This window comes from Mycobacterium sp. 050128 (genome assembly GCF_036409155.1).
In the GTDB taxonomy this organism is placed as follows: Bacteria; Actinomycetota; Actinomycetes; order Mycobacteriales; family Mycobacteriaceae; genus Mycobacterium.
In genome coordinates this window covers 80,332-106,629 of the sequence record NZ_JAZGLW010000002.1, presented here as the reverse complement: position 1 = coordinate 106,629, position 26,298 = coordinate 80,332, and the positions used below count along the sequence as shown (strand labels likewise).

The following is a 26,298-nucleotide window of genomic DNA, read 5'->3' as shown; positions in this document are numbered from 1 at the left end:
TAGGCCTAGTACCCCACGAATCAGGACATCGACTCCGAGCCGGACCTGATCCCGGGTCGCTCAAGCGGCCTTGGCAGACTGTGCCCATGGCACAGATAACCCTGCGAGGAAACGCGATCAACACTGTCGGCGAGCTTCCTGCCGTCGGATCCAAAGCTCCCGCCTTCAATTTAACCGGCGCCGATCTGGGTGTGGTCAGCAGCGACCAGTTCAGCGGTAAGTCCGTGCTGCTGAACATCTTTCCGTCGGTCGACACCCCGGTGTGTGCGACCAGCGTGCGGAAATTCAACGAGCGTGCCGCCGGCGGCGGTGCAACCGTGGTGAACGTGTCCAAGGATCTGCCGTTCGCGCAGAAGCGGTTCTGCGGCGCAGAAGGCATCGAGAACGTCACCACGGCCTCGGCGTTCCGCGACAGCTTCGGCGAGGACTACGGCATCACGATCGCCGACGGTCCGATGGCCGGGCTGCTCGGCCGGGCCGTCGTGGTGATCGGCGCCGACGGCAACGTTGCCTACGCACAACTGGTGCCCGAGATCGCCGAGGAGCCCGATTACGACGCGGCACTGGCAGCGCTGGGCGCCTAGTCTCGGGTCATAGTCCCAGTAGCCGGACCGTTTCGGCCCGCATATCGACCTTGCGAACCTTCCCGGTGACGGTCATCGGGAACTCGTCGACGATGTGGATGTAGCGGGGGATCTTGTAGTGCGCGAGTTTCCCGGCGCAGAAGGCCCGTAGGGCTTCGGCATCTAACGGTGGGCGGTCTGGCCGCATCTTGATCCAGGCACAGATCTCCTCGCCGTACTTGGCGTCGGGAACACCGACGACTTGCGCGTCATCGACGTCGGGGTGGGTGTGCAGGAAGTCCTCGATCTCGCGCGGATACACGTTCTCCCCGCCGCGGATGACGACGTCTTTGATGCGCCCGACGATCGCGCAGTAGCCGTCGTCGGCCATCACCGCGAGATCGCCGGTGTGCATCCAGCCGTCGCGATTGATCACCTCGCGGGTTTTGCCGTCATCGTGCCAGTAGCCGAGCATCACCGAGTAGCCGCGAGTGCACAGCTCGCCGGGCTGACCCCGCTTGACGATCTCGCCGCTGCTCGCGTCGATGACCTTGATCTCGACGTGCGGATGAACGCGGCCGACGGTTTCCGTTCGGTGGGCGAGGTCGTCGTCGATCCGGGTCTGACAGGACACCGGGGACGTCTCGGTCATTCCGTAGGCGATCGACAGCTCCGACAGGTGCAGTTCGTCGACGCAGCGCCGCATCACCTCGACCGGGCACGTCGCGCCGGCCATGATGCCGGTCCGCAATGACGACACGTCGCGGCGGCCAAGGTCGGGGTGGCCGAGGATCGCGATGAACATCGTGGGCACGCCGTAGAGTCCCGTGCAGCGCTCGGTTTCGATCGCTTCCAGCGTCGCGGCGGGATCGAACCCGGGCGCCGGAATCACCATGGTGGCCGCGTGCGTGGTGCAGCCCAGATTGCCCATCACCATGCCGAAGCAGTGGTAGAAGGGCACCGGGATGCACAGCCGGTCCCCGGGTCGAAGCCCAATGCATTCGGTGACGTAGTACCCGTTGTTGAGGATGTTGCGGTGCGACAGGACCGCCCCCTTGGGGGAACCCGTTGTGCCCGAGGTGTATTGGATGTTGATCGGATCCCAGGGTTTCAGTCCGGCCAGCCGGCAACGCAATTGGTCGCCGGTTACCGCATCGGCTCGCAGTCGCAGCCGCTCCCAGTCCTCGGTGCCCAGGAACACGACATCCGACAATTCGGGGAGCTCGGCGCGTATATCGGCGATCATGATCCAATAGTCGGACGTTTTGAACGTCGTCGCGGACACCAGCAGCCGAGTCCCCGAATCGCGCAGCACATGCGACAACTCGTACGTGCGGTACGCGGGGTTGACCGAGACGAGGATCGCGCCGACCTTTGCCGTGGCGTACTGAAGGATGGTCCATTCCGGGCAGTTGGGCGACCAAATTCCTACCCTGTCCCCGGTCTGAATGCCGGCCGCCATCAATGCGCGGGCCACACAATCGATCTCGGCGTTGAGCTCGGCATAGGTCCACCGCCGCCCGCCGGCCACGTCGACAAGCGCCTCGGAGTCCGGATAGCTGCGCACGGTGCGCTCGAAGTTCGCCCCGATCGTCTCTTCGAGCAGGGGAGTGTCGACCGGACCGGCGTCGTAGGAATCCGCGGCGCTGTACCGGAGTCGCAGCTCGTTCTTGAGCACCTTGCCGTTGGCGTTGCGCGGCAAGGCTTCCACAACCACGAGCCGGCGCGGCCGTTTGTAGGCAGCAAGGTGCACGCGGCAGTGCGTCTCGATTTCGTCGTCGGTCGGCGGATTCGCGGGGTCGCGCGGGACGATCACTGCGATCGGGATCTCGCCCCATTTCGGGTCGGGCGCTCCGATGACCGCGACCTCGGCGACCTTGTCGTGCGCTGCCACGACGTTCTCCACCTCGGCGCTGTAGATGTTCTCTCCGCCCGAGATGATCATGTCTTTCCTGCGGTCGACGACATAAATGTAGCCCTCGCCGTCCTGGCGGACCAGATCGCCGGAATGAAACCAACCGCCCCGAAAGGCCTCGGCGGTCTCGATCGGCCGGTTCCAGTACTCCTTCATCAGAAGCGGCCCGAGGTACACGATCTCGCCGACTTCGCCCCGCGCAACGTCGTTCATCTCGTCGTCGACGATGCGGACCTCGACGCCCAGCATCGGGGTGCCCACCGATCCGATCTTGCGGATCGCGTCGTCGCCGCGCAGCAGGCACGTGATCGGGCTGCACTCGGTCTGACCGAATGCGGCGATCACCTCGGCGCGCGGAAAGGTCTCGAACATGGTGCGCAGCAATGTGGTTGACGCGGGCGCCGCGCCCCACCACACCCGACGCAGCCGGTCGAGGTCGCAGGACCGAAGGTCGGGCAGCGCACACACGAGCTGCCATTGGGCCGGCGTCATCCAGCACGACGTGACTCGCTCGGCGGCGATCATCCGCATGGTGGCCTCGGGGTCGAAGCCGCCCGATGGCGGGACGACGACGGTGCCGCCGGTCAGGAACGTCGGCAACATCCCCGAGACTCCGGCGACATGGAACAGCGGCGCATGCGCCATCCAGCAGTTGTCGTCCGCACCGAGACCCAGGGTGGCGATCACACTCACCGCGTGCAAGTACAGATTGCGGTGGCTGATCACCGCGCCCTTCGGAAAACCCGTCGTACCCGAGGTGTACATGATGAACGCGGACGCCTCGTCCGCGACTGCGACTTCGACCGCACGGCCCTCTGCCGCAGCGACCAGGTCGTCCAGGTGGTCGCCGATCGTCAGAACGGTCTGCACCGACGGTGCGTTGGTGTGCGCCCGCGCGACGGCCGGTGCGCACGCCGAGTCCACGACCACCACGACGGAGCCACTGTCGGCGAGCACATACGCGATCTCGTCAGCGACCAGACGGAAGTTGACCGGCACTGCCACGGCGCCCAGGCGCAGCGTTGCAAGCCAGACTTCCACTAGCTCAAGACAATTCAAGCCGACCACGGCGACGCGGTCGCCCGGCGCAACCCCGTTCGCCGACAACACATTCGCCAGCCGGGTCGTCCGATCGTCGAGTTGCGCGAACGTACACCGCCGGCGCGCATCGACCAGCGCGAGGTTGTCGGGCCGCACCCGTGCGTGGCGAGCCAGCACGTCGCTGAGCGTGATGCCGGTGTCAGCCACGGATTCCTACAGGCCCGCACGGTCGGCCAGCAGCGCCCGGTTCCGGGTGCTGCTGCCGAACAGTGCCTCGGTGCTCTTGGCCCGGCGGAAGTACAGGTGCAGATCGTGTTCCCACGTGAAGGCGATGCCGCCGTGGACTTGGATGGCGGTTCCGGCGCACAACACATAGGTATCCGCGGCCTGGGCCTTCACCAGCGGCGCGGCGACCTGCAGCTCATTTCCGAGGGCAGCGCTCATCGCGGCGAACATCACCGCCGCGCGGGTCGCATCGATCTCGATCAGCATCTCGGCGCACGCGTGTTTGACCGCCTGAAACGACCCGATGGGACGGTCGAATTGCTCTCGACTGCGGGCATATCCGACCGCAAGCTCGAGACACGCCTCGGCGCCGCCGAGCATCTCGGCGGCCAGCAGCACCCGCGCCACGTCCAGCACCCGTTCGACGTCGTCGGTGGAGCCCGCCGACAAGGTATCGGCCGGAGCCTGCACCAGCTGCAGCGTCGCGACGGGGCGGGTGATGTCGAAGGAGGGCAGGCCGACGACCGCGACCCCGGGCGAGTCCGCGCTGACGACATGCAGACGCACACCGTCATCGGCCAACGCCGGCACCACAAAAAGAGTGGCGAGCCCGCCGTGCAATACCGGGGTGCACTCGCCGGTGAGCACGACCCGACTGCCCTGGCGCTGCGCGCGTACCGTCGCCGCCGACGCGTCGGTCACCCGGTGGCCGCCGGCCGCGAACGCGCCGATCTGATCGCCGGAAAGCAGGCCGGGCAGCAGGCGTTTGCGTTGCTCGTCATCACCCAGCCGGAGAATCGCCTCGATCGCGAACGTCGTAGCGGCGAAAGGAACCGGAGTCAGCGTGCGTCCCAATTCACCGAACGCGATGGCGGTTTCGACGACGGTGGCGCCGGTGCCGCCATATTCGAGCGGTGTGTGCAGCGCCGGCAGCTCCAGCTCGGTGCACAGCCGTTTCCAGAGCCGGCCGTCGTGGGTCGCTTCTCGGATGCGGGTGTGCTCGCGAAGGAAGCCACGCAGCGACGCGCAGAAGTCGTCTTGTTCGGCGCTGTAGCGAAAGTCCATTGAGGTTTCAGCCTTGCCTGGCTTCCGGACGTGGTTCCTTCGGGAGCCCGAGTAGTTGCTCGCCGATCAGATTGCGTTGTATTTGCGAACTGCCGGCATAGATCGTGGCGGCCCGAGAATAGAGCAGCTCATCCATCCAGCAGGCGGGGGAGTTGGGCGTGCCCGCCTCCGGGACCAGGCGCGCCCCACCGTTTCCGGGCCCGACCGGGCCGAGCGCGTCCAGTTCCAGGATTTCGGCGGCGAGATCGGTGTAGCGCCGGAAGTATTCGCTCCAAATGACTTTGGTGATCGCGGCCTCGGCACCGGGCAACCGCCCGTTCAGCGACAAAGTGAGGCCACGGTAACCGCGGTAGCGCATGATCTGAATCCGGGAAAGGCACCACGCCAACTCATCTCGAATATGCGGGTCGGTGTTCATTCCACGTTCGCGCGCAAGTGCGCACAGCCGCTCGAAGTCGCGACCAAAATCGATGGCCGCGGTGGTGAGTTGCGAACTGCGTTCAAACCCGAGCGCCGTCATCGCGGTTGGCCATCCGTTACCCACCCCGCCCACTACGTTGGCGGATCCGGTGCGGGCATCGGTGAAGAAGACTTCGCTGAACGACGAGTGTCCCGCCGCGTTGACGATCGGGCGAACCTCGACGCCGGTTTGTTCCATCGGCACCAGCAAGAAGGAGAGCCCTTTGTGCTTGGGCACGTCGGGATTCGTCCGCACCAACACGAAGATCCAGTTGGCGGTGAGACCGGCCGACGTCCAGATCTTCTGACCGTTGATCAACCACTGATCGCCGTCGAGCACGGCTCGGGTCCGAACCGATGCCAGATCCGAGCCGGCGTCGGGCTCCGAGAATCCCTGGCACCAGCGATCTTCGCCGCTGAGGATGCGTGGCAGAAAATGCTGCTTTTGCGCCTCGGATCCCAACGCGATCAGTGTATTGCCCAGTAAATCAATACCCAGCAGGTCGTTTTCGGCCCGCTCGGGCGCGCCGACCCGGGCAAACTCTTCGGCGAGCACCACCTGTTCGATGGGCGACAGACCGCCCCCGCCGTATTCCGGCGGCCAGGACACGGCAACCAGGCCGCTGGCCGAAAGCGCGCGCCGCCAGCGCAACTCGAATGCCTCGCGCTCGGCCGGCGACAACGCGCCGGCTCCCGACCAGCCGGCCGGGAGGTGTTCAGCCAGGAATGCACGAATCTGGTACCGGAATGCTTCGGCTTCGGGCGGGTAAGTGATGTCCATTGCGGGCCTGGATCACGGCCGTTGTTTGGATGCGGGCAGGATCTCCGGCGCGGCACGCCAGTCGTCGAGTCCGTACTCGACCGTTCCGTACGACAGCTTCCCGCCAGTGACTTCACCCCAGTGGGCGTGATTGAGCTGGTGGATCTTGAAGCAGCCGTCGAGTGCGGTGGTGAATCCCATGGCATCGACCGTCTGGTTCACCGATTCCTTGATCAGCAGTGCGGCCACGGTGGGGACCCTTGCGATGCGGCGGGCGAATTCGATTGTGTTGGTGCTTAATTCGCTTGTCGCAAAAACCTTGCTGACCATTCCCAGCGAGTGCGCTTCGTCGGCACCGATGCAGTCGCCAGTGAGCAGCAGCTCCTTCGACTTGCGCGGCCCAAACTCCCACGGGTGGCCGAAATACTCGACGCCACACATGCCCAGGCGCGTGCCGACGACGTCGGCGAACACGGCGTCCTCACTTGCGACGATCAGATCGCAGCACCAGGCCAACATCAGGCCCGCGGACAGCACCGTGCCGTGGACCTGCGCGATGGTGATCTTGCGGAGATTCCGCCACCGCTTCGTATTTTCGAAGTAGTAGTGCCACTCCTGACGATTGCGCGACTCCACCCCGCCAAACGTTCCTCCGTTGCATTGGTAGCTGGGGTGTTGACCCGGGCCCGGTGCGCGTTCACGGACATCGTCAGCGGATCCGAGATCGTGGCCGGCGGAGAAGGCGGGGCCCGCTCCCCGCAGGATCACGACCCGGACCGTGTCGTCAGCCTCGGCGAGCTCGAAGGCGGCCCCCAACTCGACCAGCATTCCGCGCGTCTGCGCGTTTCGCTGTTTCGGGCGATTCAGGGTGATCGCCGCGATTCGACCCTCGTCCAGCGTCTCATATCCGATGAAGTCGAATTGCGACTCGGAACTCTTCCGGCGATCGACCGGATGGAGTCCGTTGACGTTCATGGCGGCTCCTTTTACTGCCTACTTCCCCCTGAACGGGTGACCTGTGCGAGGTTACGCGGCACGCCCTCAAGATGTCCATAGTCAATACGCGCATATCTGAGCGTCTTCTGGGTAAAGTCCCAAGCAAATTGGCTCTTGTAAGTAGCGAAGTATCTTGCTAGTACTGTGGTATACCTAGAGCACCAGCTTCGCGGCCCACGAGAATCGAGAAGGGTTGACCCATGGAGATCGGAATATTCCTGATGCCGGCCCACCCACCGGAGCGCTCGCTGTACGACGCCACCCAATGGGACCTCGACATGATCGAGCTGGCCGATCAACTCGGGTACGTCGAAGCGTGGGTCGGCGAACACTTCACGGTGCCCTGGGAGCCGATCTGCGCCCCCGACCTGCTGTTGGCGCAGGCACTGCTGCGGACGAAGTCCATCAAGCTCGCGCCCGGCGCACACCTGCTGCCGTATCACCACCCGGTCGAATTGGCCCATCGGGTGGCCTATTTCGATCATCTCGCTCAGGGCCGATTCATGTTGGGCGTCGGAGCAAGTGGAATTCCGGGCGACTGGGCACTGTATGACGTCGATGGCAAGAACGGTGAGCATCGCGAGATGACTCGTGAAGCGCTCGAAATCATGTTGCGCATCTGGACCGAAGACCAGCCCTGGGAACACCGCGGAAAGTACTGGAACGCCAACGGCATCGCCCCGATGTTCGAGGGCCTGATGAAGCGTCATATCAAGCCCTTCCAGAAGCCGCATCCCCCGATCGGGGTTACCGGGTTCAGCGCGGGCTCCGAGACACTCAAGCTTGCCGGCGAGCGCGGCTACCTACCGATGAGTCTCGACCTCAACACCGAATACGTCGCGACACATTGGGACGCAGTGCTAGAAGGCGCGGCGCGCAGTGGCCGGACTCCAGATCGCCGTGATTGGCGCTTGGTCCGTGAGGTTTTCGTCGCCGAGACCGACGAGCAGGCCTTCCGCTACGCCGTCGACGGCACGATGGGGCGCAACATGCGCGAATACGTGCTGCCGACATTCCGCATGTTCGGCATGACCAAGTTCTACAAACACAACCCGTCGGTGCCCGACGAGGACGTGACGCCGGAATACCTCGCCGAGAACACCTTCGTGGTCGGCTCCGTGGAGACGGTGGTCGACAAACTCGAGGCCACCTATGACCAGGTGGGCGGGTTCGGGCACCTCCTGGTACTCGGATTCGACTATGTCGAGAACCCGGGCCCCTGGAAAGAGTCCCTGAGGCTGCTGGCTGAAGAAGTCATGCCCAAACTCAACGCCCGCATCGCCAAGAAACCCCTCGCCGCGATCGTCTAGCGGTCGCCGGCCGAAAGAGAGCAAAGCAATGGCGGATCGCGAAGTAACCGTCGGGTACTCGGACGGAACACACAAGACGATGCCGGTGCGGGAGGACCAGACGGTCCTTGACGCCGCCGAAGAACACGGCGTAGCGATCGTCAGCGAATGCCAAAGCGGAATCTGTGGCACGTGTGTGGCCAGCTGCGCCTGGGGCCAGTACGAGATGGGCCGCACCGAGGGTCTTTCCGATGTGGAGCGCGATGCACGAAAGATTCTGACCTGTCAGACTTTTGCCACTTCAGATTGCCGGATCGAACTGCAGTATCCGGCCGACGACAACGCGGCGCGCCTGGTCGCGTGTGACGCAGTGGTGACCGCGGTCGACTTGCTGTCACCCAGCACCGCCGTGTTGCGGGTGCAGGTCTCGTCCAGGACGGGCGCACTCGACTACCAGGCGGGTCAGTTCGCCCAACTGCGGGTGCCCGGCACCAACACGTGGCGCAACTACTCCTACGCACATCCCGCCGACGGCAGCGGTCAGCTCGAATTCATCATCCGGCTGCTGCCGGACGGGGTGATGTCGAACTACCTGCGCGATCGCGCGAAGCCCGGTGACCGTATCGCGCTGCGGTGCAGCAAGGGCAGCTTCGGTCTGCGCCCCGTGGTCCGGCCGGTGATCCTGGTCGCCGGCGGCACGGGTTTGTCGGCGATCCTGGCGATGGCCGAGAGCCTGAGCGCCGATACGGCCCACCCCGTCTATCTGCTCTACGGAGTGACGTCCAGCGAAGACCTGTGCAAGCTCGACGAACTCAAGGCGCTGCGAGACCGGGTGACGGCGGTCGAAGTGCACGTCATCGTCGCGCGCCCGAGCCCCGAATGGCATGGGCCGATCGGCCTGGTCACGGATCTCCTGGACGAGCGGATGCTGTCCGGAGGCGACGCCGACGTCTATTTGTGCGGACCGGCTCCGATGGTCGAAACAACCCGAACATGGTTGGACAACAACGGTTTCCATCGTGTGGGGCTCTACTACGAAAAGTTCGTCCCTAGTGGGGCAGCGCGGCGGCGCAATCCGGTCCACCTCGACCCGACAAGCATCGACATTGCCGAGGTCCGCCGGCGCGGCCGCGGGACCGCGGTAGTCATCGGCGGCAGCATCGCGGGCATAGCCGCCGCGAAGGTACTCAGTGAGACCTTTGATCGGGTCATCGTTCTGGAAGCCGACGATCCGCACCGTCGGCGAGAGGGCAGGCCGGGCGCGGCACAGGGCTGGCACCTGCACCACTTGCTGACCGCCGGTCAGATCGAGTTGGAGCGCTTCTTTCCCGGCATCGTCGACGACATGGTGCGTGAGGGCGCGTTCAAGGTTGACATGGCAGCCCAGTACCGAATCCGGTTGGGCGGAAGCTGGAAGAAGCCCGGCACCAGTGACATTGAGATCGTCTGTGCCGGAAGGCCGTTGCTAGAGTGGTGCGTACGACGCCGCCTCGACGGCGAGCCGAAGATCGACTTCCGCTACGAGTCGGAGGTGGACGACCTCGTATTCGACCGCGCGAACAACGCCATCGTCGGAGTTGCCATCAGTAAAGACGGTGAATTCGAGGTGGTGCCGGCCGAATTCGTCGTCGACGCATCGGGCAAGAACACCCGCGTGCCGGAATTCTTGGATCGCATCGGCGTCGGAGCGCCCGAGGTCGAACAAGACATCATCAACTGCTTCTATTCGACGATGCAGCACCGCGTTCCGCCGGAGCGGCAATGGCAGGACAAGGTCATGGTGATCTGCTACGCGTATCGTCCCTTCGAGGACACCTACGCCGCGCAGTACTACACCGACAGCTCGCGCACGATCCTTTCGACATCCCTGGTCGCCTACAACTGTTACTCGCCGCCGCGCACCGCCCGGGAGTTCCGCGAATTCGCCGATCTGATGCCCTCGCCGGTGGTGGGCGAAAACATCGACGGGTTGGAACCGGCTTCTGCGATATACAACTTCCGCTATCCGAACATGCTCTGGTTGCACTACGAGAAGAAGCGCCACCTGCCGCGCGCGCTGCTTGCCGTCGGGGACGCCTACACCAGCGCCGATCCGGTATCCGGCTTAGGTATGAGCTTGGCGCTAAAGGAAGTTCGGGAAATGCAGCTGCTGCTGGCCAAATACGGCGCGGGACACCAAGACCTGCCGCGCCGCTACTACAAGTCGATCGCGAAGATGGCCCACACCGCCTGGTTCGTGATCCGCGAACAGAATCTGCGCTTCGACTGGATGAAAGACGTCGACAAGAAGCGTCCGTTCTATTTCCGCATCCTCACCTGGTATATGGATCGTCTGACGGAATTGGTGCACGACGATCTCGACGCGTACCGCGAATTCTTGGCCGTCCTGCATCTTGTCAAGCCCCCGCTGGCGCTGATGACACCCCGGATGGCGAGTCGGGTCATCGGCAAGTGGGCGCGGACGCGGTTGTCGGGGCAGAAGACGCTGATCGCACGCAACTACGAAAATCGCACCGTACCAGCAATCGATGCCGCAAACTCGCTCGTAGCCGTAGGTAGTTCGGCACCGGGCCACACCCGATAGATCCTCGACAAGAAAGGCGAAGATGTCGCAGGTTCACCGTTTCTTGGACTGCCGAGGCACCCGGATTCATGCTGTCGAAGACGGCCAGGGTCCGCTGGTGCTGTTGCTGCACGGTTTTCCGGAGTCCTGGTACTCGTGGCGTCATCAGATTCCCGCACTGGCCGCCGCGGGGTACCGGGTGGTGGCAATCGATCAGCGCGGCTACGGACGTTCGTCGAAGTACCGCGTGCAATCGGCCTACCGCATCAAGGAATTGGTCGGCGACGTGCTCGGCGTCGTCGACGCTTACGGTGCCGACAAAGCCATCGTGATAGGTCATGACTGGGGTGCGCCCGTCGCGTGGACGTTCGCCTGGTTGCATCCGGACAGGTGCGCCGGCGTGGTCGGGATCAGCGTTCCGTTCGCGGGTCGCGGCGTGATTGGCTTGCCGGGCAGCCCCTTCGGTGAGCACCGTCCCAATGACTATCACGTGGAGCTCGCGGGCGAAGGCCGGGTTTGGTACCAGGACTACTTCTCCGCGCAGGACGGGATCATCGCCGAGATCGAAGAGGATGTGCGAGGCTGGCTGATCGGGCTGACCTATACGGTCTCCGGCGAAGGGATGATCGCGGCCACCAAAGCAGCGGTCGACGCGGGCGTCGACCTGGCATCGATGGATCCCATCGACGTGATCCGCGCCGGCCCGCTCTGCATGGCCGAAGGCGCACGGCTCAAGGACGCCTTCATCTACCCGGAATCGATGCCGGATTGGCTCACCGACGCCGATGTCGACTTCTACGCGGGCGAGTTCGAGCGTTCGGGCTTCGGTGGCCCGCTGAGCTTCTATCACAACATCGACAACGACTGGCACGACCTGGCCGATCAGGAAGGTGAGCCGCTGACGCCGCCCGCGTTGTTCGTCGGTGGCCAGTACGACGTCGGCACCACCTGGGGCGCCGAGGCCGTCGACCGCGCACCCGAAGTGATGCCGAATTATCGTGGGACCCACATGATTGCCGATGTCGGGCACTGGATTCAGCAGGAGGCGCCGGAGGAGACCAACCGGTTGCTGCTCGATTTCCTTGGCGGGCTGAGTAAGTAGGTAGGTGGATTCTCGATGAAAACCACCGATGTGCGGGTGCTACGCGCGATCACCGCGATGGCGACCGGCCAACCCGTTGTCGTCAACGATGATTCGGGCGGCGACGGCTACCTTGTCTTCGCCGCCGACGCCGCAACCCCTGCGCTGCTGGCCTTCATGATTCGCCATACCTCCGGGTATGTGCGCGTCGCACTGCCGGGTTCCGAATGCGAGCGGCTGAACCTCCCGCCGATGTGCCACCGGAGCACAGCGCTCTGCGTGTCAGTGGACGTTCGCGGGACGGGCACGGGAATCTCGGCAAGCGATCGTGCGCGCACCATCGCCGCGCTGGCATCCGGTGTATCCGAGGCTTCGGATTTCCTACGTCCGGGACACGTGGTCCCCCTGGAAGCCGGCACGGACGGGGTTCTCGTCCGGCCCCGGCCCGCCGAGGCAGCCGTCGACCTCGCGAGCTTGGCGGGCCGGCGGCGCGCTGCCGCGCTGTGTGAAATCGTCTCGCGGCGCCATCCCGCGCTGATGGCGTCCGGCGTCGAGCTGACCGAATTTGCCGTCGAACATGGGCTGCCGATCGTCTCGATCGGTGAGCTGGTGGCGTACCGGCGCCGGACCGAACCTCAGGTGATTCGGCTGACGCAAACCATCCTGCCCACCTGGGCGGGCGATTCGCGGGTTATCGGCTTCCGCGACGCACACGACAGTGGCGAGCATCTGGCGATGATCATCGGCTCGGCCGGCCCCGGAGTGCCTGTGCCGCTTCATGTTCACGTCGAGTGCCTGACCGGAGATGTGTTCGGCTCGAAGGTGTGCGGATGCGGCCAGGAACTCAATGGCGCGCTGGCGCGGATGTCCGCCCAGGGGAGCGGTGTGGTTGTGTACCTGCGTCCATCCGGACGGCCGGGGGCCTGTGGCCTGTTCGCCCGGCACGACGCCGCCCATGGTGACCCGATGCCAGAGACCGTCGCGTGGATCTTGCGCGATCTCGGGTTGTACGCCCTAAAACTCTCCGACGACATGCCAGGATTTGGCCTTGTGATGTTCGGGGCGATTCGTGAGGACGGCATCGGAACTCATACGTTGGCGGCGGCGGGTTGAGCCATTCAGACCTGGCCGGTAAGGCCGCGATCGTCACCGGCGCGGGAGCCGGCATCGGACTCGCGGTGGCGCAGCGACTCGTCGCCGAGGGGTGTGGCGTGCTGTGCGCGGACATCGATGGCGGCGCCGCCGATACCGCCGCGACCAAGATCGGTTCTGGCGCAATCGGTTATCAGGTCGATGTCAGCGACGAGCAACAGGTCAGCGGCATGGTCGACGCCTGCGTCGAATCGTTCGGCGGCGTGGACAAGCTAGTCGCCAATGCCGGTGTCGTTCATTTCGCCCCCCTGATCGAGACGCGGGTCGAAGATTTCGATCGTGTCATCGCGATCAACCTGCGCGGCGCCTGGCTGTGCACCAAACATGCGGCGCCGCGAATGGTCCAGCGGGGCGGGGGAGCCATCGTCAACATGTCCTCGCTTGCCGGCCACATCGGCGTGGGCGGCAGCGCGGCGTACGGTGTGTCCAAGGCCGGCATCAGCCACCTCAGCCGCGTCACCGCCGCGGAACTCCGTGCGTCCAATATCCGCGCCAACGCGCTGTTGCCGGCATTCGTTGATACCCCGATGCAGCAGATCGCGATGACGATGTTCGACGAGACACTCGGAGACGGCGGCGCGCGCGAGCTGATTTCCCGCTTGCAGGGGCGGATGGCCGCACCCGAGGAGATGGCCAGCATCGTGGCGTTCCTGTTGTCCGATGATGCATCGATGATCACCGGAACCACGCAGATCGCCGACGGCGGAACCATCGCCGCGCTGTGGTGAACCGTCGCGATTCAGGACCGGCTGGTCAGGATGGATAAGGCAATCGCGGTGAGTTCGTCCGCGACTCCGACGTATCGCGTGAGATGCCATGTGCGAGCGACGTCTTCGATAAAGCTGATCGCCGCCGCCACCAGCAGCCGCCCCTCGACGAGGGTGGTCTCGGGGACCAGCTCGGCGATCAGCTCGATCCAGACGGTTTCGCGGTCGGCCTGATTTCTCAGATATCCGTCGCGCACCTCGCCAGAGGCGTACGAGATTTCGGTGATCGAAACGGCAACAAGGTCGGGAGCATCCAGGCTGATCCGAACGTGCCCCTGCACCAGACTATGAAGACGTTGCGCTGCTTCAGAATTCGCGTGGATAGCACGGATACACTCGAGGCTCCGCCACTCGTCGAGGCGGCGGATGAGCGCATCCAAGATGGCCTGTTTCGATGAGAAGGACCGATACAGGCCAGGACCGGCGATCCCGGCGCCCTTGCCGATTTCACTGGTGCTGACGGCCGGATATCCCTGCGCGCGGAACAGTCGCGCACCGGCGGCGAGCAAGGTCTCGTAGCGCGAGAACAGCACCCCGTCCTCGTCCCGCGCGGCCTCTAGCGGTGTCAACTCCGCGACGGGAGGCGTCTTGGCCGCAGCCATACATGCTTGGTACAGGCGCTCTTTGAGTTGATCGGCCGGAAGCGTGAGGTTGTGCCTGCCTAGGCCGGTCAGCGTGCTCGCGACCGCCCACGCGCGCAGCTCCGCGTGCAGCGGGCTCAGGCCGGGCACCTCCAAGACCACGTTGTCGCGCATTCCGGCAACGATCGTGTTGATCCGGCGACGCACCTGTGCCCGGTCGGCCTCGTTGAGGTAACGGGCCTCGCGCTGCCACAACACGGTCAGGGACCGCGATGCCACGGCCGCGGCGATGTGGTCGGGCAGATCGGCGCTGAGCGGCCGGGGTGACGGCTCGGCCTCACCGGCGGTCAGGCGACGCGCGATTTGATACTGATCCTGACCGGTCCGGATCGCCTCGGCGAGCAACGCCTGCTTGCTGTCGTAGTGGCGATACAACGCGCGCGCGGTGACTCCCGCCGCCTCGGCGATGTCCTCCAACTTGACCGAATGGAAGCCGCGTTCGATGAACAGCCCGACGGCCTGGTCCAGAATCTGCTGCTTTCGGTCTTTCGGGCGGCGCCTAACGGGCTGGGAGACGGTCTCCATCGACTCCGACCCCCTTCGTGCGCGTTCGAATTATCAATCCTGCCAGATGCATCGGCTACAGCTTCATTCCGCTCTGCCGCTCGAAGTCCGCGAGATCAAAGTAGTCGCTGAAGCGGGCGATCTTGCCGTTCTTGACCTCGAACACGCCGGTCACCGGGAGTATGACTTTGCGGCCGTCGTTCATCGTGAAGTAGTCGATGCGTTCGGCGAGCACCAGACCCGGCTCGGCGGCCAGGCTGAGGATGTCCAGCTTGGCATCGGAGAACGCGTCCAGAAACGCCTGGAAAACCGCGCGGACACCGTCGATGCCCTCGATCGGATCGACAGGCACATTGTGGTAGACCGCGTCGTCGGCAAAACCGGCGCAGATGCTGTCCAAGCTGCGCCCCTGCCAGGACCCGAGAAAGTCTCGGACGAGCTTCTCGCTGGCTTCCTTGGTATCGGTCATGCGAACGGATCCTCCTCAGCGCATTACCGCCAAGATACATTATTTGGAATATATAAGCGATAGCAGTGTCATTCACCCGATATCGCACTAGTAGATCCGATATCGGTGATGGACATATGCCAAGTGTGGCGGGAATGGCCGAGCGTCGGGGCCGACCGCTGCACGACGGCACTTCCCCCGTTCGGGGCACCAAGACTTCTCCTTTGGGGTCTGACCCTGGCATCGCCGCGGTGATTGCATTGCCAATCATGAGTTTCTTCACCGATTGCAGTGAGATCGACAAATACATCGGGGGCGTCTTTCGCGACGCGGGCGATCACCCGCAGTCCGGGCCCAAGTTCCGCGCCGCCAACATCGTGCTGCGGGTCTTCTATACCGATCCCGCCTACGAACTGACCGTCGCGCTGCGCGAGGACTTCCAAGTCATCTGCGGCCCAAGCGATCTGAAACCCGATATCACGATGACGATGCCCGCCGATGTGGCAGACCGGTTCTGGCGCGGGGACTACAACCTCACCGTCGGCCTCGCCACGGGCCAGATCAAGGCTCACGGGCGGCACTTCTGCCTCGGCGCTTCGCTGGCCCGCCTGGAGGTTATGGCGGTGCTCAATGCCGTGCTCGATCGTTACCAGTCGATCGGTCTTACCGACGACCCCGGCACCAAGCAGACCGCCAGCCTGCTGACCCACGCCTATGTCCGTCTGCCCCTTCACCTTTCATGACCACCAACGAGTCCCGCAATATCGCGGCCACCAGGGCCATTTACGCCGCGGTCCCCGCCGGCGATCTGCCAATCGCGCTGAGGTATCTCGATCCCGAGGTGCGGATTACCTACTATGGCACCGAGACGATCCCTTACGCAGGCGATTACCACGGCATCGATGAAGCGACGATGTTCTTCACCAAAGTCGGGGAGAACATCGAGATCGTCGAGATGGAGGAGTGGAAGTTCATCGCCCAAGGCGACGAACTCGCCACCTGGGGCCGGCAACGCTTCCGGCGGCTCGCCACCGGGCACGAATGGGAATCCGAGTTCGCGCATATCATTACGCTGCGCGACGGCCGTTGGTTGCACTTCCGGGATTTCATGAACTCGGCGCTCACCCTGCAGGCCTTCTCATGAAAGTCGCTGCGGACCGCGAGATCTGCATGTCCGCCGGAATGTGCGTGATGACCGCCGAGGAGTTCTTCGATCAGGACGACGACGGCGTGGTGCTGCTCGTCTCCGACGAGGTTGCGGACACCGACCTGGCGCGCCGGGTGCGGAACGCGGTGAACCTGTGCCCGTCGGGTGCGCTGCAGTTGGTTCCGGAGTGACCCGTTCGACCAACGTGACACGGCCCGGAGGCGGGTCTCGAAACTGGGCCCTAGACAGCCGGGCACCCGGCCGCCCGTCCGGCGTTGCAGCGGTACTAACAAAATACATCATCACGCATAAATGGTCTCTTGCTTCGCTATATACGGATATTTCAGCGCTAACCATGCGTATTGGCTATGGACATGATGGCTCGCCTCCGCGTACCCTCGCGGATGTCACTCGTCCACTTCGACCTGTCCGGGGGGCCACGTGAGCAACTCCACCCGACGAAACGGCGTCGAATCCAGGCGGTGTACGCCGCGATGGTGATGGTGGTGGGTCAGGCAGCAAAGCCGGTCCGCGCGATGGGCGACTTCTTCGTGATGTCTGTGGAGACGTTCGTGTCCATCTTCAGGCCACCGTTCGCGTGGCGTGAATACCTCCATCAGTGCTGGTTTGTGGCGCGGGTGTCGACACTGCCGGGGGTGTTGATGACGATCCCGTGGGCGGTGATTTCGGGCTTTCTCTTCAATGTCCTGCTGACCGATATCGGCGCGGCAGATTTTTCCGGCACCGGCTGCGCGATCTTCACCGTGGACCAAAGTGCCCCGATAGTCACGGTATTGGTCGTAGCCGGCGCGGGGGCCACCGCCATGTGTGCCGACCTGGGCGCCCGCACCATCCGCGAGGAACTCGACGCGCTGCGTGTGATGGGCATCAACCCGATTCAAGCGCTGGCGGTTCCGCGGGTGTTGGCAGCCACCACCGTCTCCCTGGCCCTGAGTTCGGTGGTGACCGCGACTGGCCTGATCGGCGCGTTCTTCTGTTCGGTATTCCTGATGCACGTCTCGGCGGGTGCGTGGGTGGCGGGTCTGACCACCCTTACCCACACGATCGACGTGATCATCTCGATGATCAAGGCGACTTTGTTCGGGCTGATGGCGGGGCTGATCGCCTGTTACAAGGGCATGTCGGTCGGTGGGGGCCCGGCGGGCGTCGGCCGGGCGGTGAACGAGACCGTGGTGTTTGCCTTCATCGTCTTGTTCGTCATCAACATCATCGTCACCGCCGTCGGTATGCCGTTCATGGTGTCGTGAGGTGAACCGATGACGGTCAGCGTTCCGAGCAGAACAAACGTACAGCGCATTTCCAGATCTGTTGCGGGCGAGTGGAATCGAATGGGCTCGCAGGTGCGATTCTATGTCAGCACCATCGCGGGGATCCCCGACGCAGTCATGCACTACCGAGGCGAGCTGCTGCGGGTGATCGCGCAAATGGGTTTGGGCGTCGGGACTCTCGCGGTGATCGGCGGTACCGTCGTCATCGTCGGGTTCTTGGCGATGACGACCGGCGCAATCGTCGCGGTGCAGGGCTACAACCAGTTCGCCTCCGTGGGTGTGGAAGCCCTGACCGGCTTCGCATCCGCGTTCTTCAACACCCGCGAGATTCAGCCGGGAACCGTCATGGTCGCACTGGCCGCCACCGTCGGCGCCGGCGCCACCGCCCAGCTGGGTGCGATGCGGATCAACGAGGAAATCGATGCGCTCGAGGTGATCGGGATCCGCAGCGTCAGCTACCTGGCCAGCACACGGGTACTGGCGGGAGTGGTGGTGGCGATCCCGCTGTTTTGCGTCGGGCTCATGACGGCCTATCTCGCGGCCCGCATCGGGACCACGGCGGTCTATGGGCAGGGCTCCGGTGTGTACGACCACTACTTCAACACATTCCTGCGCCCGACCGATGTGCTGTGGTCGTCGTTCGAGGTCGTCGTCGTCTCGCTGATGATCATGCTGGTGTGTACCTACTACGGGTACACCGCACACGGCGGGCCTGCCGGCGTCGGCGAAGCCGTCGGCCGCGCCGTGCGCGCCTCGATGGTTCTCGCCTCGATCGCGATCGTCATCATGACGCTGGCCATCTATGGCCAGTCCCCTAACTTCCACCTGGCGAGCTAGTGGCATGAGTCGCGGGCCCGGAAAACACCGTCTGCACGACGCGTGGTGGACGCTGATTCTGTTGGGGGCGATCGGTGTGGTTGTCCTCGCGACGGCGATGTCCTTCAGCGGCACCCTGCGGTCCTACGTACCGGTGACGCTGACCGCGGACCGGTCCGGGCTGGTGATGGATACCGGCGCCAAGGTGATGCTGCGCGGTGTCCAGGTGGGCCGGGTCAACCAGATCGCTGACGACAAGAACGGGACCCGCCTCAAGCTCGAGATCGAGCCCGATCAAATCCGTTACATCCCAGCCAATGTCGAGGCCCAGATCAGCGCCACCACCGCGTTCGGCGCCAAGTTCGTCGACCTGGTGATACCGCAGAATCCGAGTCGCGCACGGTTGTCCGCCGGGGCCGTCCTACATTCGAAGAACGTCAGCACGGAGATCAACACCGTCTTCGAGAACGTCGTCGACCTGCTCAACATGATCGATCCGCTCAAACTCAACGCGGTGCTGACCGCGGTAGCCGACGCCGTACGCGGCCAGGGGGAGCGGATAGGCAAAGCCACCACCGACCTCAACGACGTGCTGGCGGCGCTCAACGAGCGCAGCGAAACGATCCGGGGGGACTGGCATGCCCTTAAGACCTTCGGCGACACCTATAGTGCCGCCGCCCAGGACATCCTGACGATTCTGAATGCCGCAAGTACGACCAGCACGACCGTCGTGAATCACTCAAATCAACTGGATAAATTGCTGCTCAACGTCATTGGCGTAGCCAATTCCGGCGCCAATCTGCTTGGCTACAGCAGAGATAATCTCGTCGCATCGGTCAACATCCTCGAACCGACCACGAACCTGCTCCTCAAATACAACCCCGAGTACACCTGCTTCCTGCAGGGCACCAAGTGGTATCTCGACAACGGCGGCTATTCGGCGTGGGGTGGTGCCGACGGGCGCACGCTGCAACTCGACGTCGCACTGTTGTTGGGCAACGACCCGTACGTCTTTCCGGACAACGTGCCGCTGGTCGCGGCCAAGGGCGGTCCCGGTGGAAAGCCGGGGTGCGGATCACTGCCTGATGCCAGCAGGAACTTCCCGGTCCGCGAACTGGTCACCAACACCGGGTGGGGGACCGGGCTCGATATCAGGCCCAACCCCGGCCTCGGGCATCCCTGCTGGGCGGACTACTTCCCGGTGACACGCGCGCAACCCAAGCCGCCCTCGATCCGCCAGTGCATTCCCGGGCCGGCGATCGGGCCGAACCCCGGAGGGCCGCCCTACGGCGCGGCGCTGTACGGACCGGGTGGAGTACCGCTGTGGCCCGGGGTGCCGCCTGCTCCGCCGCCCGCCGAGCCAGGTCCACCGCCGCCGTGACCCCGGACACGACCACCAAAAGCCAAGCAGGAGAGGAACGATGCAGGAGAACCTGAAAGGCGTCGCACTGCGCCTGGGAATCTTCCTGTCGGTGTGCCTGCTGACCGGCGGGTTACTGTTTGCCGTCTTCGGCGAAGCGCGTTTCGGTGACGGCAAGACGTACTACGCCGAGTTTACCAACGTGTCCAACCTCAGGGAGGGCAAGCTGGTGCGCATCGCCGGCGTCGAGGTCGGCAAGGTCGAAAAGATCTCCATCAACCCGGACGCGACGGTGCGCGTTGAGTTCACGGCCGACAATTCGGTGACCCTGACACAGGGAACCGAGGCGGTGATCCGATACGACAACCTGTTCGGCGACCGCTACCTGGCGCTGGAAGAAGGCGTCGGCGGACTGGCCATACTTGCTCCGCGCCAAACGATTCCGCTCGCCCGCACCAAGCCTGCGCTGGATCTCGATGCCCTGATCGGTGGTTTCAAGCCACTGTTTCGTGCACTGAACCCCCAGCAGGTGAACGCGCTCAGCGAACAGCTATTGCAGATGTTTCAGGGGCAGGGTCCCACGATCACGTCATTTCTCGGTCAGGCCGCCGCGGTGACCAACACCTTGGCGGACCGCGATCAGCTGATCGGACAGGTCGTCAACAACCTCAACGTGGTTTTGGGTTCGCTTGGGGGCCAAAGCGATCGGTTGGACAAAGCGGTGGTGTCGTTGTCGCAATTGGTGCACGGGCTCGCCGAACACAAGACCGACATCTCCAATGCAGTGGCCTACACGAACGCGGCGGCCGGCTCGATCACCGACTTGCTGTCGCAAGCTCGCGCGCCGTTTTCGAAGGTGGTGCACGAGACCGATCGGGTCGCCGACATCGCTCTCGCCGATCGCGACTACCTCGACAATCTGCTCAACACGCTGCCGGACAAGTACCAGGCGCTCGTTCGCCAGGGCATGTACGGCGACTTCTTCGCGTTCTACCTGTGCGACGTCGTGCTCAAGGTCAACGGTAAGGGCGGCCAACCCGTCTACATCAAGGTCGCCGGTCAGGCCACCGGACGGTGTGCACCGAAATGAAATCATTCGGCGAACGCAACCGGCTGGCCATCGGCGCCGTCGGCATCGTGGCAATCACCGCAATGGTGGTGGCCGCACTGCAATACCAGAACCTGCCATTCCTCGATCAGGGCAAGACCGTCTCCGCGTATTTCGCGGACGCGGGCGGGCTGCGAACCGACAATACGGTAGAAGTCTCGGGCTACCCGGTGGGCAAGGTATCCAGCATCGAGCTCGACGGGCCCGGCGTGCGGGTGACATTCAACGTTGACGACAACATTCGGCTGGGCAACCGCACCGAGGTGGCGATCAAAACCAAAGGCCTGCTGGGCAGCAAGTTCCTCGACGTGATGCCGCGGGGCGAGGGCCGGCTCGAGGGACCCATCCCGATCGATCGGACGACGTCGCCCTACCAATTGCCGGACGCACTCGGCGATTTGGCCACCACGATCAGTGGACTGAACACCAACCGGCTGTCCGAATCGCTGGACACCATGGCGCAGACCTTCGCCGACACCCCGGCGGATTTCCGGAATGCCCTCAAAGGAGTGGCCCGCCTCGCCCAAACGCTCGACGAGCGCGACGCTCAACTGCGTGGCCTGCTAGACAACGCGGCCAAAGCCACCGGGGTGCTGGCCAAACGGACCGACGAGATCGTCACGTTGGTGCGCGACACCAATGCGGTGTTGGCGCAGCTGCGGACACAAAGCTCCGCGCTGGATCAAATCTGGACGAATATCTCGGCGGTCTCGCGGCAATTGCAAGGATTTATCGCCGAGAACCGCCAGCAGCTGCGGCCGACCCTGGACAAGCTCAACGGCGTTCTGGCAATCGTTGAGAGCCGAAAAGAACAGGTACGCAAGGCCATTCCGCTGATCAACAGCTACGTCATGTCGCTGGGCGAATCGCTGTCGTCGGGCCCGTTTTTCAAGGCTTATGTGGTGAATCTGCTGCCGGGACAGTTCGTTCAGCCGTTCGTCAGCGCCGCGTTCTCCGACCTGGGGCTGGATCCGGCGACCCTGCTGCCGTCGCAGCTGACGGACCCGCCGACCGGCCAGCCCGGAACCCCGGCGTTGCCGATCCCTTATCCGCGGACGGGCCAGGCCGGCGAGCCGCGGTTGAATCTTCCCGATGCGATCACCGGCAACCCCGGCGATCATCCGTGCGGTCCACCCGGGGTGCCGTTGCCCGGCCCCGGCTGCTATCCCTACCGGGAGCCGCAGCCGGCCCCGCCGCCCGGCGGTCCACCGCCCGGGCCACCAGCGTTGGCGCCGGGAGGCCAACGGTGACAACGAAACTCCGGCGGTCTCGAACCGTGTTGGCGACCACCCTCATCCTGGTGCTCGTCGCGGGCGTGATCGTAGCGATGAGAAGCGCGGGTGCGGCCGCCCGCATCGTCGTGGTCGCGTACTTCGACAACAGCAACGGCGTGTTTGCCGGGGACGACGTGCGCATCCGGGGCGTGCCAGTTGGCGCCATCCTCAAGATCGAGCCACAGCCACTGCGGTCCAAGATCACCTTCTCGTTCGACCGTAGGTACCGAGTCCCCGCCAACGCCACGGCGGCGATCCTGTCGCCCCAACTGGTGTCGGGCCGTGCGATTCAGTTGACGCCGCCCTATGCCGGCGGGCCCACCATGGCCGACGGGGCGGTGATACCGCAGGACCGCACCGTGGTACCGGTCGAGTGGGACGACCTACGCGCACAAGTTCAGCGGTTGACCGAATTGTTGAAGCCCACCCGGCCGGGCAATGTGAGCACGCTGGGTGCACTCATCAACACCGCCGCCGACAACCTGCGCGGGCAAGGACCTACCATCCGCGACGCCATTATCAAGCTGTCGCAGGCAATTTCGGCGCTCGGCGACCACAGCAAGGACATCTTCTCCACCCTGAAGAATCTGTCGACACTGGTGACGGCGTTGCACGACAGCGCGGATCTGCTCGAGCAGCTCAACTCGAACCTGGCCTCGGCGTCCTCGCTGCTGGCCGATGATCCCAACAAAGTCGCTCAAGCGGCCGAGGACCTCAACGCGGTTGTCGCAGATGTGCAGAGCTTCGCCGCCGACAACCGCGAGGCGATCGGCACCACATCGGACAGGCTCACGTCGATCAGCAAGGTGCTGGTCGACAGCCTCGACGACATCAAGCAGACCCTGCACATCAGCCCGACGGTATTGCAGAATTTCAACAACATCTTTGAGCCATCCAACGGTGCGCTGACCGGCGCCCTGGCCGGCAACAACATGGCGAACCCAATCGCGTTCCTGTGCGGCGCAATTCAGGCCGCCTCGCGGTTGGGAGGCGAGCAGGCGGCGAAACTCTGCGCGCAGTACATGGCGCCGATCGTGAAGAACCGTCAATACAACTACCCGCCGATTGGCGAGAACCTCTTCATCGGGGCGCAGGCGAGGCCCAATGAGGTGACCTACAGCGAGGATTCGATGCGGCCCGACTTCGTTCCGCCCGCGACGAACGCGCCACCACCGGCTCCCGGCCCGCCGGTGGACGCGACGGTGCCGACCGACCCCGCCGCGGGCCTGCGCGGCATGATGATGCCGCCCGGGGGTGGCTGATGAGAACCGTGCGCGATTGCGCGGCGAGTCTGTTGGCGGTTGGGTTCGCGATATCCGGCTGCGGTTGGCAGGGACTGAATTCGTTGCCGCTGCCCGGAACCCAGGGCGAAGGGCCGGGGTCGTTTGTGATCCAGGCGCAAATGCCGGACGTGAACAACATTCAACCGAACTCACGCGTCCGCGTTGCCGACGTCACGATCGGCCACGTGACGAAAATCGAGCGTCAAGGCTGGCATGCATTGGTGACCATGCAGCTTGGCGGTGGCGTCGCCCTGCCCGCCAACGCGACGGCCAAGATCGGCACCACCAGCTTGCTAGGCTCCTACCACATCGAACTGAACCCGCCGAAAGACGAAGCGCCACAAGGACAACTGCGCGACGGCTCCGTCATTCCGCTGGCGCACGGCGGCGCCTACCCCAGCACCGAGCAGACCCTGGCGGCGCTGTCGTTGGTGCTCAACGGGGGCGGCCTGGGTCAGGTACAGGACATCACCGAGGCGTTGAGCACGGCGTTTCGCGGTCGTGAACACGACGTGCGCAGTTTGATCTCGCAGCTGGACAAATTCTCGGCCAACCTCAACGACCAGTCCGGCGACATCATCGCGGCGACGGAAAGCCTGAACCGCGTGGTCGGCAAGTTCGCCGCCCAGCAACCGGTGCTGGACCGCGCTTTGGCGACCGTCCCCGATGCCCTCGCGGTGCTCAACGAGGAGCGCGACAAACTCGTCGCTGCGGCGGACCAATTGAGCAAATTCAGTGCCCTGACCGTTGATTCGGTCAACAAGACCAAGACGAATCTGATCAAGGAGCTACATCAAGTCGGGCCGGTGCTGGAATCCCTCGCCAACGCGGGACCGGCCCTGACACGATCGCTTTCCCTGCTGGCGACCTTCCCGTTTCCGAACGAGACGTTCCAGAATTTCCAGCGCGGCGACTACGCCAACCTGACCGCGATCGTCGACCTCACGCTCAGCCGAATCGACCAGGGTCTGTTGACCGGCACTCGATGGGAGTGTCACCTGACCCAGCTGGAGCTGCAGTGGGGTCGTACCATCGGCCAGTTCCCCAGCCCGTGCACCGCGGGCTATCGGGGCACCCCCGGCAATCCGCTGACCACGCCGTATCGCTGGGATCAGGGGCCCTAGATGCTGCATCTACCGCGACGAATCATCGTGCAGCTGGCCGTTTTCACCGTGATTGCGCTGGCCGTGCTGGCGATCACCTTCCTGCACTTCGTCAAGCTGCCGACCATGTTGTTCGGCGTCGGCCGTTACACGGTGACGATGGAGCTCCCGGAATCCGGCCGGCTCTATGGCACCGGCAACGTCACCTATCGCGGCTTCGAAGTCGGCCGGGTGGAATCGGTGGGCCTGACCGACACCGGCGTGCAGGCAGTGCTTTCCCTGAAGTCCGGTATCGACATTCCGTCGGACCTCAAAGCCGAGGTGCACAGCCACACGGCGATCGGCGAATCCTATGTGGAGCTGTTGCCCCGCAACGCGACGTCGCGCCCGCTGAAGGACGGCGACGTCATTGCGCTGGCTGATACCTCGGTGCCGCCCGACATCAACGCCCTTCTCGGCGCGGCGAATACGGCGCTGGGCGCCATCCCACACGAGAACTTAAAGACCGTCGTCGACGAGTCGTACACCGCGGTGGGCGGGCTCGGTCCGGAGCTTTCCCGGCTGATCGTCGGCACCTCGGATCTGGCGAGCGATGCTCGTAAGAATCTCGACCCGCTGACGGCGCTGATCGACCAGGCGCAGCCGGTACTCGATTCGCAGAACCACACGTCGGACGCGATTGCCGGGTGGGCATCACACCTGGCCACGGTCACCACTGAATTGCAAACCCACGATTCAACTGTGGCCAACGTCATCGATCAGGGCGGGCCCGCCTTGGGGGAGGTACGTCAACTGATCGAGCGCGTGCAACCCACCTTGCCGATCCTGCTGGCGAACCTGGTCAGCGTCGGCCAGGTCGCCCTCACCTATCAAAATGACCTCGAGCAATTGCTGGTGGTATTCCCGATGTCGATCGGTGCCGAGCAGGCCGGCATTCTCGCCAACCTGAACACCAAGCAGGCCTACCGCGGTCAGTATCTGAGCTTCAATCTGAACCTCAACCTGCCGCCACCGTGCACCACGGGATTCCTTCCGGCCCAACAGCAGCGCGTCGCCTCGGCCGAAGACTACCCGGGCCGCCCGGCCGGCGACCTATACTGCCGAGTCCCGCAGGATTCGCAGCTCAATGTTCGTGGCGCCCGGAACATCCCCTGTGAAACCGTGCCCGGCAAGCGCGCGCCGACCGTGAAAATGTGTGAGAGCAACGAACAGTATGTGCCGCTCAACGACGGCTACAACTGGAAGGGCGACCCCAACGCCACGTTGAGCGGTCAGGACATCCCGCAGCTGCCGCCCGGGCCGGCGCCGCCAATCGCGGCCGCTCAGTACGACCCGGCGACCGGCACCTACACCGGGCCCGACGGGCGTCAATACACGCGATCCGACCTGGCTCAAACCGCGCCGAAAGACAAGACATGGCAATCGATGCTGCTGCCGCCGGGGAACTGA

At 64.3% G+C, this 26,298-nt stretch carries 22 protein-coding genes and 2 pseudogenes; 17 read left to right on the top strand and 7 right to left on the bottom strand.

The features are described 5' to 3' along the window. Nucleotides 1-86 precede the first annotated feature (86 nt). Complete coding sequence (gene tpx / locus SKC41_RS17890) at nt 87-584, top strand: thiol peroxidase (RefSeq protein ID WP_090602569.1); 498 nt, start codon at nt 87-89, stop codon at nt 582-584. Nucleotides 585-591: 7 nt separating this feature from the next. Here tpx and SKC41_RS17885 read toward each other — a convergent pair whose 3' ends face one another. From SKC41_RS17885 to SKC41_RS17865, 5 genes and pseudogenes are all read right to left on the bottom strand, one after another. Further along, nucleotides 592-2,226: an AMP-binding protein gene (locus SKC41_RS17885; protein ID WP_330979542.1), complete on the bottom strand. Its 1,635-nt coding sequence runs from the start codon at nt 2,224-2,226 to the stop codon at nt 592-594. Between the two features lie 27 nt (nt 2,227-2,253). Then, nucleotides 2,254-3,675: pseudogene (locus SKC41_RS17880) on the bottom strand (AMP-binding protein); the annotation flags it as partial. Nucleotides 3,676-3,732: 57 nt separating this feature from the next. Continuing rightward, complete coding sequence (locus SKC41_RS17875; protein ID WP_330979037.1) at nt 3,733-4,809, bottom strand: acyl-CoA dehydrogenase family protein; 1,077 nt, start codon at nt 4,807-4,809, stop codon at nt 3,733-3,735. Nucleotides 4,810-4,816: 7 nt separating this feature from the next. Continuing rightward, nucleotides 4,817-6,049: an acyl-CoA dehydrogenase gene (locus SKC41_RS17870; protein ID WP_330979036.1), complete on the bottom strand. Its 1,233-nt coding sequence runs from the start codon at nt 6,047-6,049 to the stop codon at nt 4,817-4,819. A 12-nt stretch (nt 6,050-6,061) separates the two neighbouring features. Further along, the gene (locus tag SKC41_RS17865) at nt 6,062-7,003 is read right to left on the bottom strand and encodes an enoyl-CoA hydratase (protein ID WP_330979035.1); all 942 of its coding nucleotides are present in this window, start codon (nt 7,001-7,003) and stop codon (nt 6,062-6,064) included. A gap of 221 nt (nt 7,004-7,224) precedes the next feature. Here SKC41_RS17865 and SKC41_RS17860 point away from each other — a divergent pair, with 221 nt between their 5' ends. Genes SKC41_RS17860 through SKC41_RS17840 form a run of 5 tightly spaced genes read left to right on the top strand, consistent with a single transcriptional unit; the run spans nt 7,225 to nt 13,837 of the window. Beyond that, nucleotides 7,225-8,334 carry an LLM class flavin-dependent oxidoreductase gene (locus tag SKC41_RS17860; protein WP_090602582.1) on the top strand — a complete coding sequence of 370 codons (1,110 nt, stop codon included), beginning with the start codon at nt 7,225-7,227 and terminating at the stop codon, nt 8,332-8,334. 28 nt (nt 8,335-8,362) lie between these two features. Next, the gene (locus tag SKC41_RS17855) at nt 8,363-10,897 is read left to right on the top strand and encodes an FAD-binding oxidoreductase (protein ID WP_330979034.1); all 2,535 of its coding nucleotides are present in this window, start codon (nt 8,363-8,365) and stop codon (nt 10,895-10,897) included. A 22-nt stretch (nt 10,898-10,919) separates the two neighbouring features. Next, nucleotides 10,920-11,978: an alpha/beta fold hydrolase gene (locus SKC41_RS17850; protein WP_330979033.1), complete on the top strand. Its 1,059-nt coding sequence runs from the start codon at nt 10,920-10,922 to the stop codon at nt 11,976-11,978. Between the two features lie 15 nt (nt 11,979-11,993). Then, a complete protein-coding gene (locus SKC41_RS17845; protein WP_330979032.1) occupies nt 11,994-13,070 on the top strand; it encodes a 3,4-dihydroxy-2-butanone-4-phosphate synthase in 1,077 nt (358 codons plus the stop codon). Further along, the gene (locus SKC41_RS17840; RefSeq protein WP_330979031.1) at nt 13,067-13,837 is read left to right on the top strand and encodes an SDR family oxidoreductase; all 771 of its coding nucleotides are present in this window, start codon (nt 13,067-13,069) and stop codon (nt 13,835-13,837) included. Before SKC41_RS17845 ends, SKC41_RS17840 begins: the two co-directional genes overlap by 4 nt. Nucleotides 13,838-13,848: 11 nt before the next feature. Here SKC41_RS17840 and SKC41_RS17835 read toward each other — a convergent pair whose 3' ends face one another. Both SKC41_RS17835 and SKC41_RS17830 read right to left on the bottom strand, forming a co-directional pair. After that, a complete protein-coding gene (locus tag SKC41_RS17835; protein ID WP_330979030.1) occupies nt 13,849-15,042 on the bottom strand; it encodes a TetR/AcrR family transcriptional regulator in 1,194 nt (397 codons plus the stop codon). Between the two features lie 55 nt (nt 15,043-15,097). Continuing rightward, nucleotides 15,098-15,490, bottom strand: coding sequence for a limonene-1,2-epoxide hydrolase family protein (locus SKC41_RS17830; RefSeq protein WP_330979029.1), 393 nt, complete (start codon nt 15,488-15,490; stop codon nt 15,098-15,100). A 548-nt stretch (nt 15,491-16,038) separates the two neighbouring features. On the opposite strand from SKC41_RS17830, the pseudogene SKC41_RS17825 reads away from it, so the two are divergent. From SKC41_RS17825 to SKC41_RS17775, 11 genes and pseudogenes are all read left to right on the top strand, one after another. Further along, a pseudogene (locus SKC41_RS17825) lies at nt 16,039-16,212 on the top strand (cytochrome P450); the annotation flags it as partial. Continuing rightward, entirely contained in the window at nt 16,209-16,613 is a 405-nt protein-coding gene (locus SKC41_RS17820) for a nuclear transport factor 2 family protein (protein ID WP_330979028.1), read from the top strand. The pseudogene SKC41_RS17825 and the gene SKC41_RS17820, both read left to right, overlap by 4 nt. After that, complete coding sequence (locus SKC41_RS17815) at nt 16,610-16,807, top strand: ferredoxin (protein ID WP_330979027.1); 198 nt, start codon at nt 16,610-16,612, stop codon at nt 16,805-16,807. Before SKC41_RS17820 ends, SKC41_RS17815 begins: the two co-directional genes overlap by 4 nt. A 303-nt stretch (nt 16,808-17,110) precedes the next feature. Then, nucleotides 17,111-17,884 (top strand): MlaE family ABC transporter permease, encoded by a 774-nt coding sequence (locus tag SKC41_RS17810; protein ID WP_330979541.1) that lies wholly within the window; start codon nt 17,111-17,113, stop codon nt 17,882-17,884. 9 nt (nt 17,885-17,893) lie between these two features. Further along, entirely contained in the window at nt 17,894-18,742 is an 849-nt protein-coding gene (locus SKC41_RS17805) for an ABC transporter permease (protein ID WP_330979026.1), read from the top strand. Nucleotides 18,743-18,746: 4 nt separating this feature from the next. Further along, nucleotides 18,747-20,102, top strand: coding sequence for an MCE family protein (locus SKC41_RS17800; protein ID WP_330979025.1), 1,356 nt, complete (start codon nt 18,747-18,749; stop codon nt 20,100-20,102). Between the two features lie 40 nt (nt 20,103-20,142). Then, nucleotides 20,143-21,171 carry a virulence factor Mce family protein gene (locus SKC41_RS17795; RefSeq protein WP_330979024.1) on the top strand — a complete coding sequence of 343 codons (1,029 nt, stop codon included), beginning with the start codon at nt 20,143-20,145 and terminating at the stop codon, nt 21,169-21,171. Next, nucleotides 21,168-22,439: a virulence factor Mce family protein gene (locus SKC41_RS17790; RefSeq protein WP_330979023.1), complete on the top strand. Its 1,272-nt coding sequence runs from the start codon at nt 21,168-21,170 to the stop codon at nt 22,437-22,439. Before SKC41_RS17795 ends, SKC41_RS17790 begins: the two co-directional genes overlap by 4 nt. After that, on the top strand, nt 22,436-23,725 hold the full coding sequence (locus SKC41_RS17785; RefSeq protein WP_330979022.1) for a virulence factor Mce family protein: 1,290 nt from the start codon (nt 22,436-22,438) through the stop codon (nt 23,723-23,725). Before SKC41_RS17790 ends, SKC41_RS17785 begins: the two co-directional genes overlap by 4 nt. Then, nucleotides 23,725-24,870, top strand: a complete 1,146-nt coding sequence (locus SKC41_RS17780) for a virulence factor Mce family protein (protein WP_330979021.1) — start codon at nt 23,725-23,727, stop codon at nt 24,868-24,870. The genes SKC41_RS17785 and SKC41_RS17780 overlap by 1 nt, the downstream gene beginning before the upstream one ends. Further along, nucleotides 24,871-26,298 (top strand): MlaD family protein, encoded by a 1,428-nt coding sequence (locus tag SKC41_RS17775; protein ID WP_330979020.1) that lies wholly within the window; start codon nt 24,871-24,873, stop codon nt 26,296-26,298.

Bases quoted from the DNA above. Each gene is read 5' to 3' on its own strand.
- tpx (WP_090602569.1), top strand. From the start codon at position 87: ATGGCACAGATAACCCTGCGAGGAAACGCGATCAACACTGTCGGCGAG.
- SKC41_RS17875 (WP_330979037.1), bottom strand. From the start codon at position 4,809: ATGGACTTTCGCTACAGCGCCGAACAAGACGACTTCTGCGCGTCGCTG.
- SKC41_RS17870 (WP_330979036.1), bottom strand. From the start codon at position 6,049: ATGGACATCACTTACCCGCCCGAAGCCGAAGCATTCCGGTACCAGATT.
- SKC41_RS17865 (WP_330979035.1), bottom strand. From the start codon at position 7,003: ATGAACGTCAACGGACTCCATCCGGTCGATCGCCGGAAGAGTTCCGAG.
- SKC41_RS17860 (WP_090602582.1), top strand. From the start codon at position 7,225: ATGGAGATCGGAATATTCCTGATGCCGGCCCACCCACCGGAGCGCTCG.
- SKC41_RS17855 (WP_330979034.1), top strand. From the start codon at position 8,363: ATGGCGGATCGCGAAGTAACCGTCGGGTACTCGGACGGAACACACAAG.
- SKC41_RS17850 (WP_330979033.1), top strand. From the start codon at position 10,920: ATGTCGCAGGTTCACCGTTTCTTGGACTGCCGAGGCACCCGGATTCAT.
- SKC41_RS17845 (WP_330979032.1), top strand. From the start codon at position 11,994: ATGAAAACCACCGATGTGCGGGTGCTACGCGCGATCACCGCGATGGCG.
- SKC41_RS17835 (WP_330979030.1), bottom strand. From the start codon at position 15,042: ATGGAGACCGTCTCCCAGCCCGTTAGGCGCCGCCCGAAAGACCGAAAG.
- SKC41_RS17830 (WP_330979029.1), bottom strand. From the start codon at position 15,490: ATGACCGATACCAAGGAAGCCAGCGAGAAGCTCGTCCGAGACTTTCTC.
- SKC41_RS17820 (WP_330979028.1), top strand. From the start codon at position 16,209: ATGACCACCAACGAGTCCCGCAATATCGCGGCCACCAGGGCCATTTAC.
- SKC41_RS17815 (WP_330979027.1), top strand. From the start codon at position 16,610: ATGAAAGTCGCTGCGGACCGCGAGATCTGCATGTCCGCCGGAATGTGC.
- SKC41_RS17810 (WP_330979541.1), top strand. From the start codon at position 17,111: ATGGTGATGGTGGTGGGTCAGGCAGCAAAGCCGGTCCGCGCGATGGGC.
- SKC41_RS17805 (WP_330979026.1), top strand. From the start codon at position 17,894: ATGACGGTCAGCGTTCCGAGCAGAACAAACGTACAGCGCATTTCCAGA.
- SKC41_RS17800 (WP_330979025.1), top strand. From the start codon at position 18,747: ATGAGTCGCGGGCCCGGAAAACACCGTCTGCACGACGCGTGGTGGACG.
- SKC41_RS17795 (WP_330979024.1), top strand. From the start codon at position 20,143: ATGCAGGAGAACCTGAAAGGCGTCGCACTGCGCCTGGGAATCTTCCTG.
- SKC41_RS17790 (WP_330979023.1), top strand. From the start codon at position 21,168: ATGAAATCATTCGGCGAACGCAACCGGCTGGCCATCGGCGCCGTCGGC.
- SKC41_RS17780 (WP_330979021.1), top strand. From the start codon at position 23,725: ATGAGAACCGTGCGCGATTGCGCGGCGAGTCTGTTGGCGGTTGGGTTC.
- SKC41_RS17775 (WP_330979020.1), top strand. From the start codon at position 24,871: ATGCTGCATCTACCGCGACGAATCATCGTGCAGCTGGCCGTTTTCACC.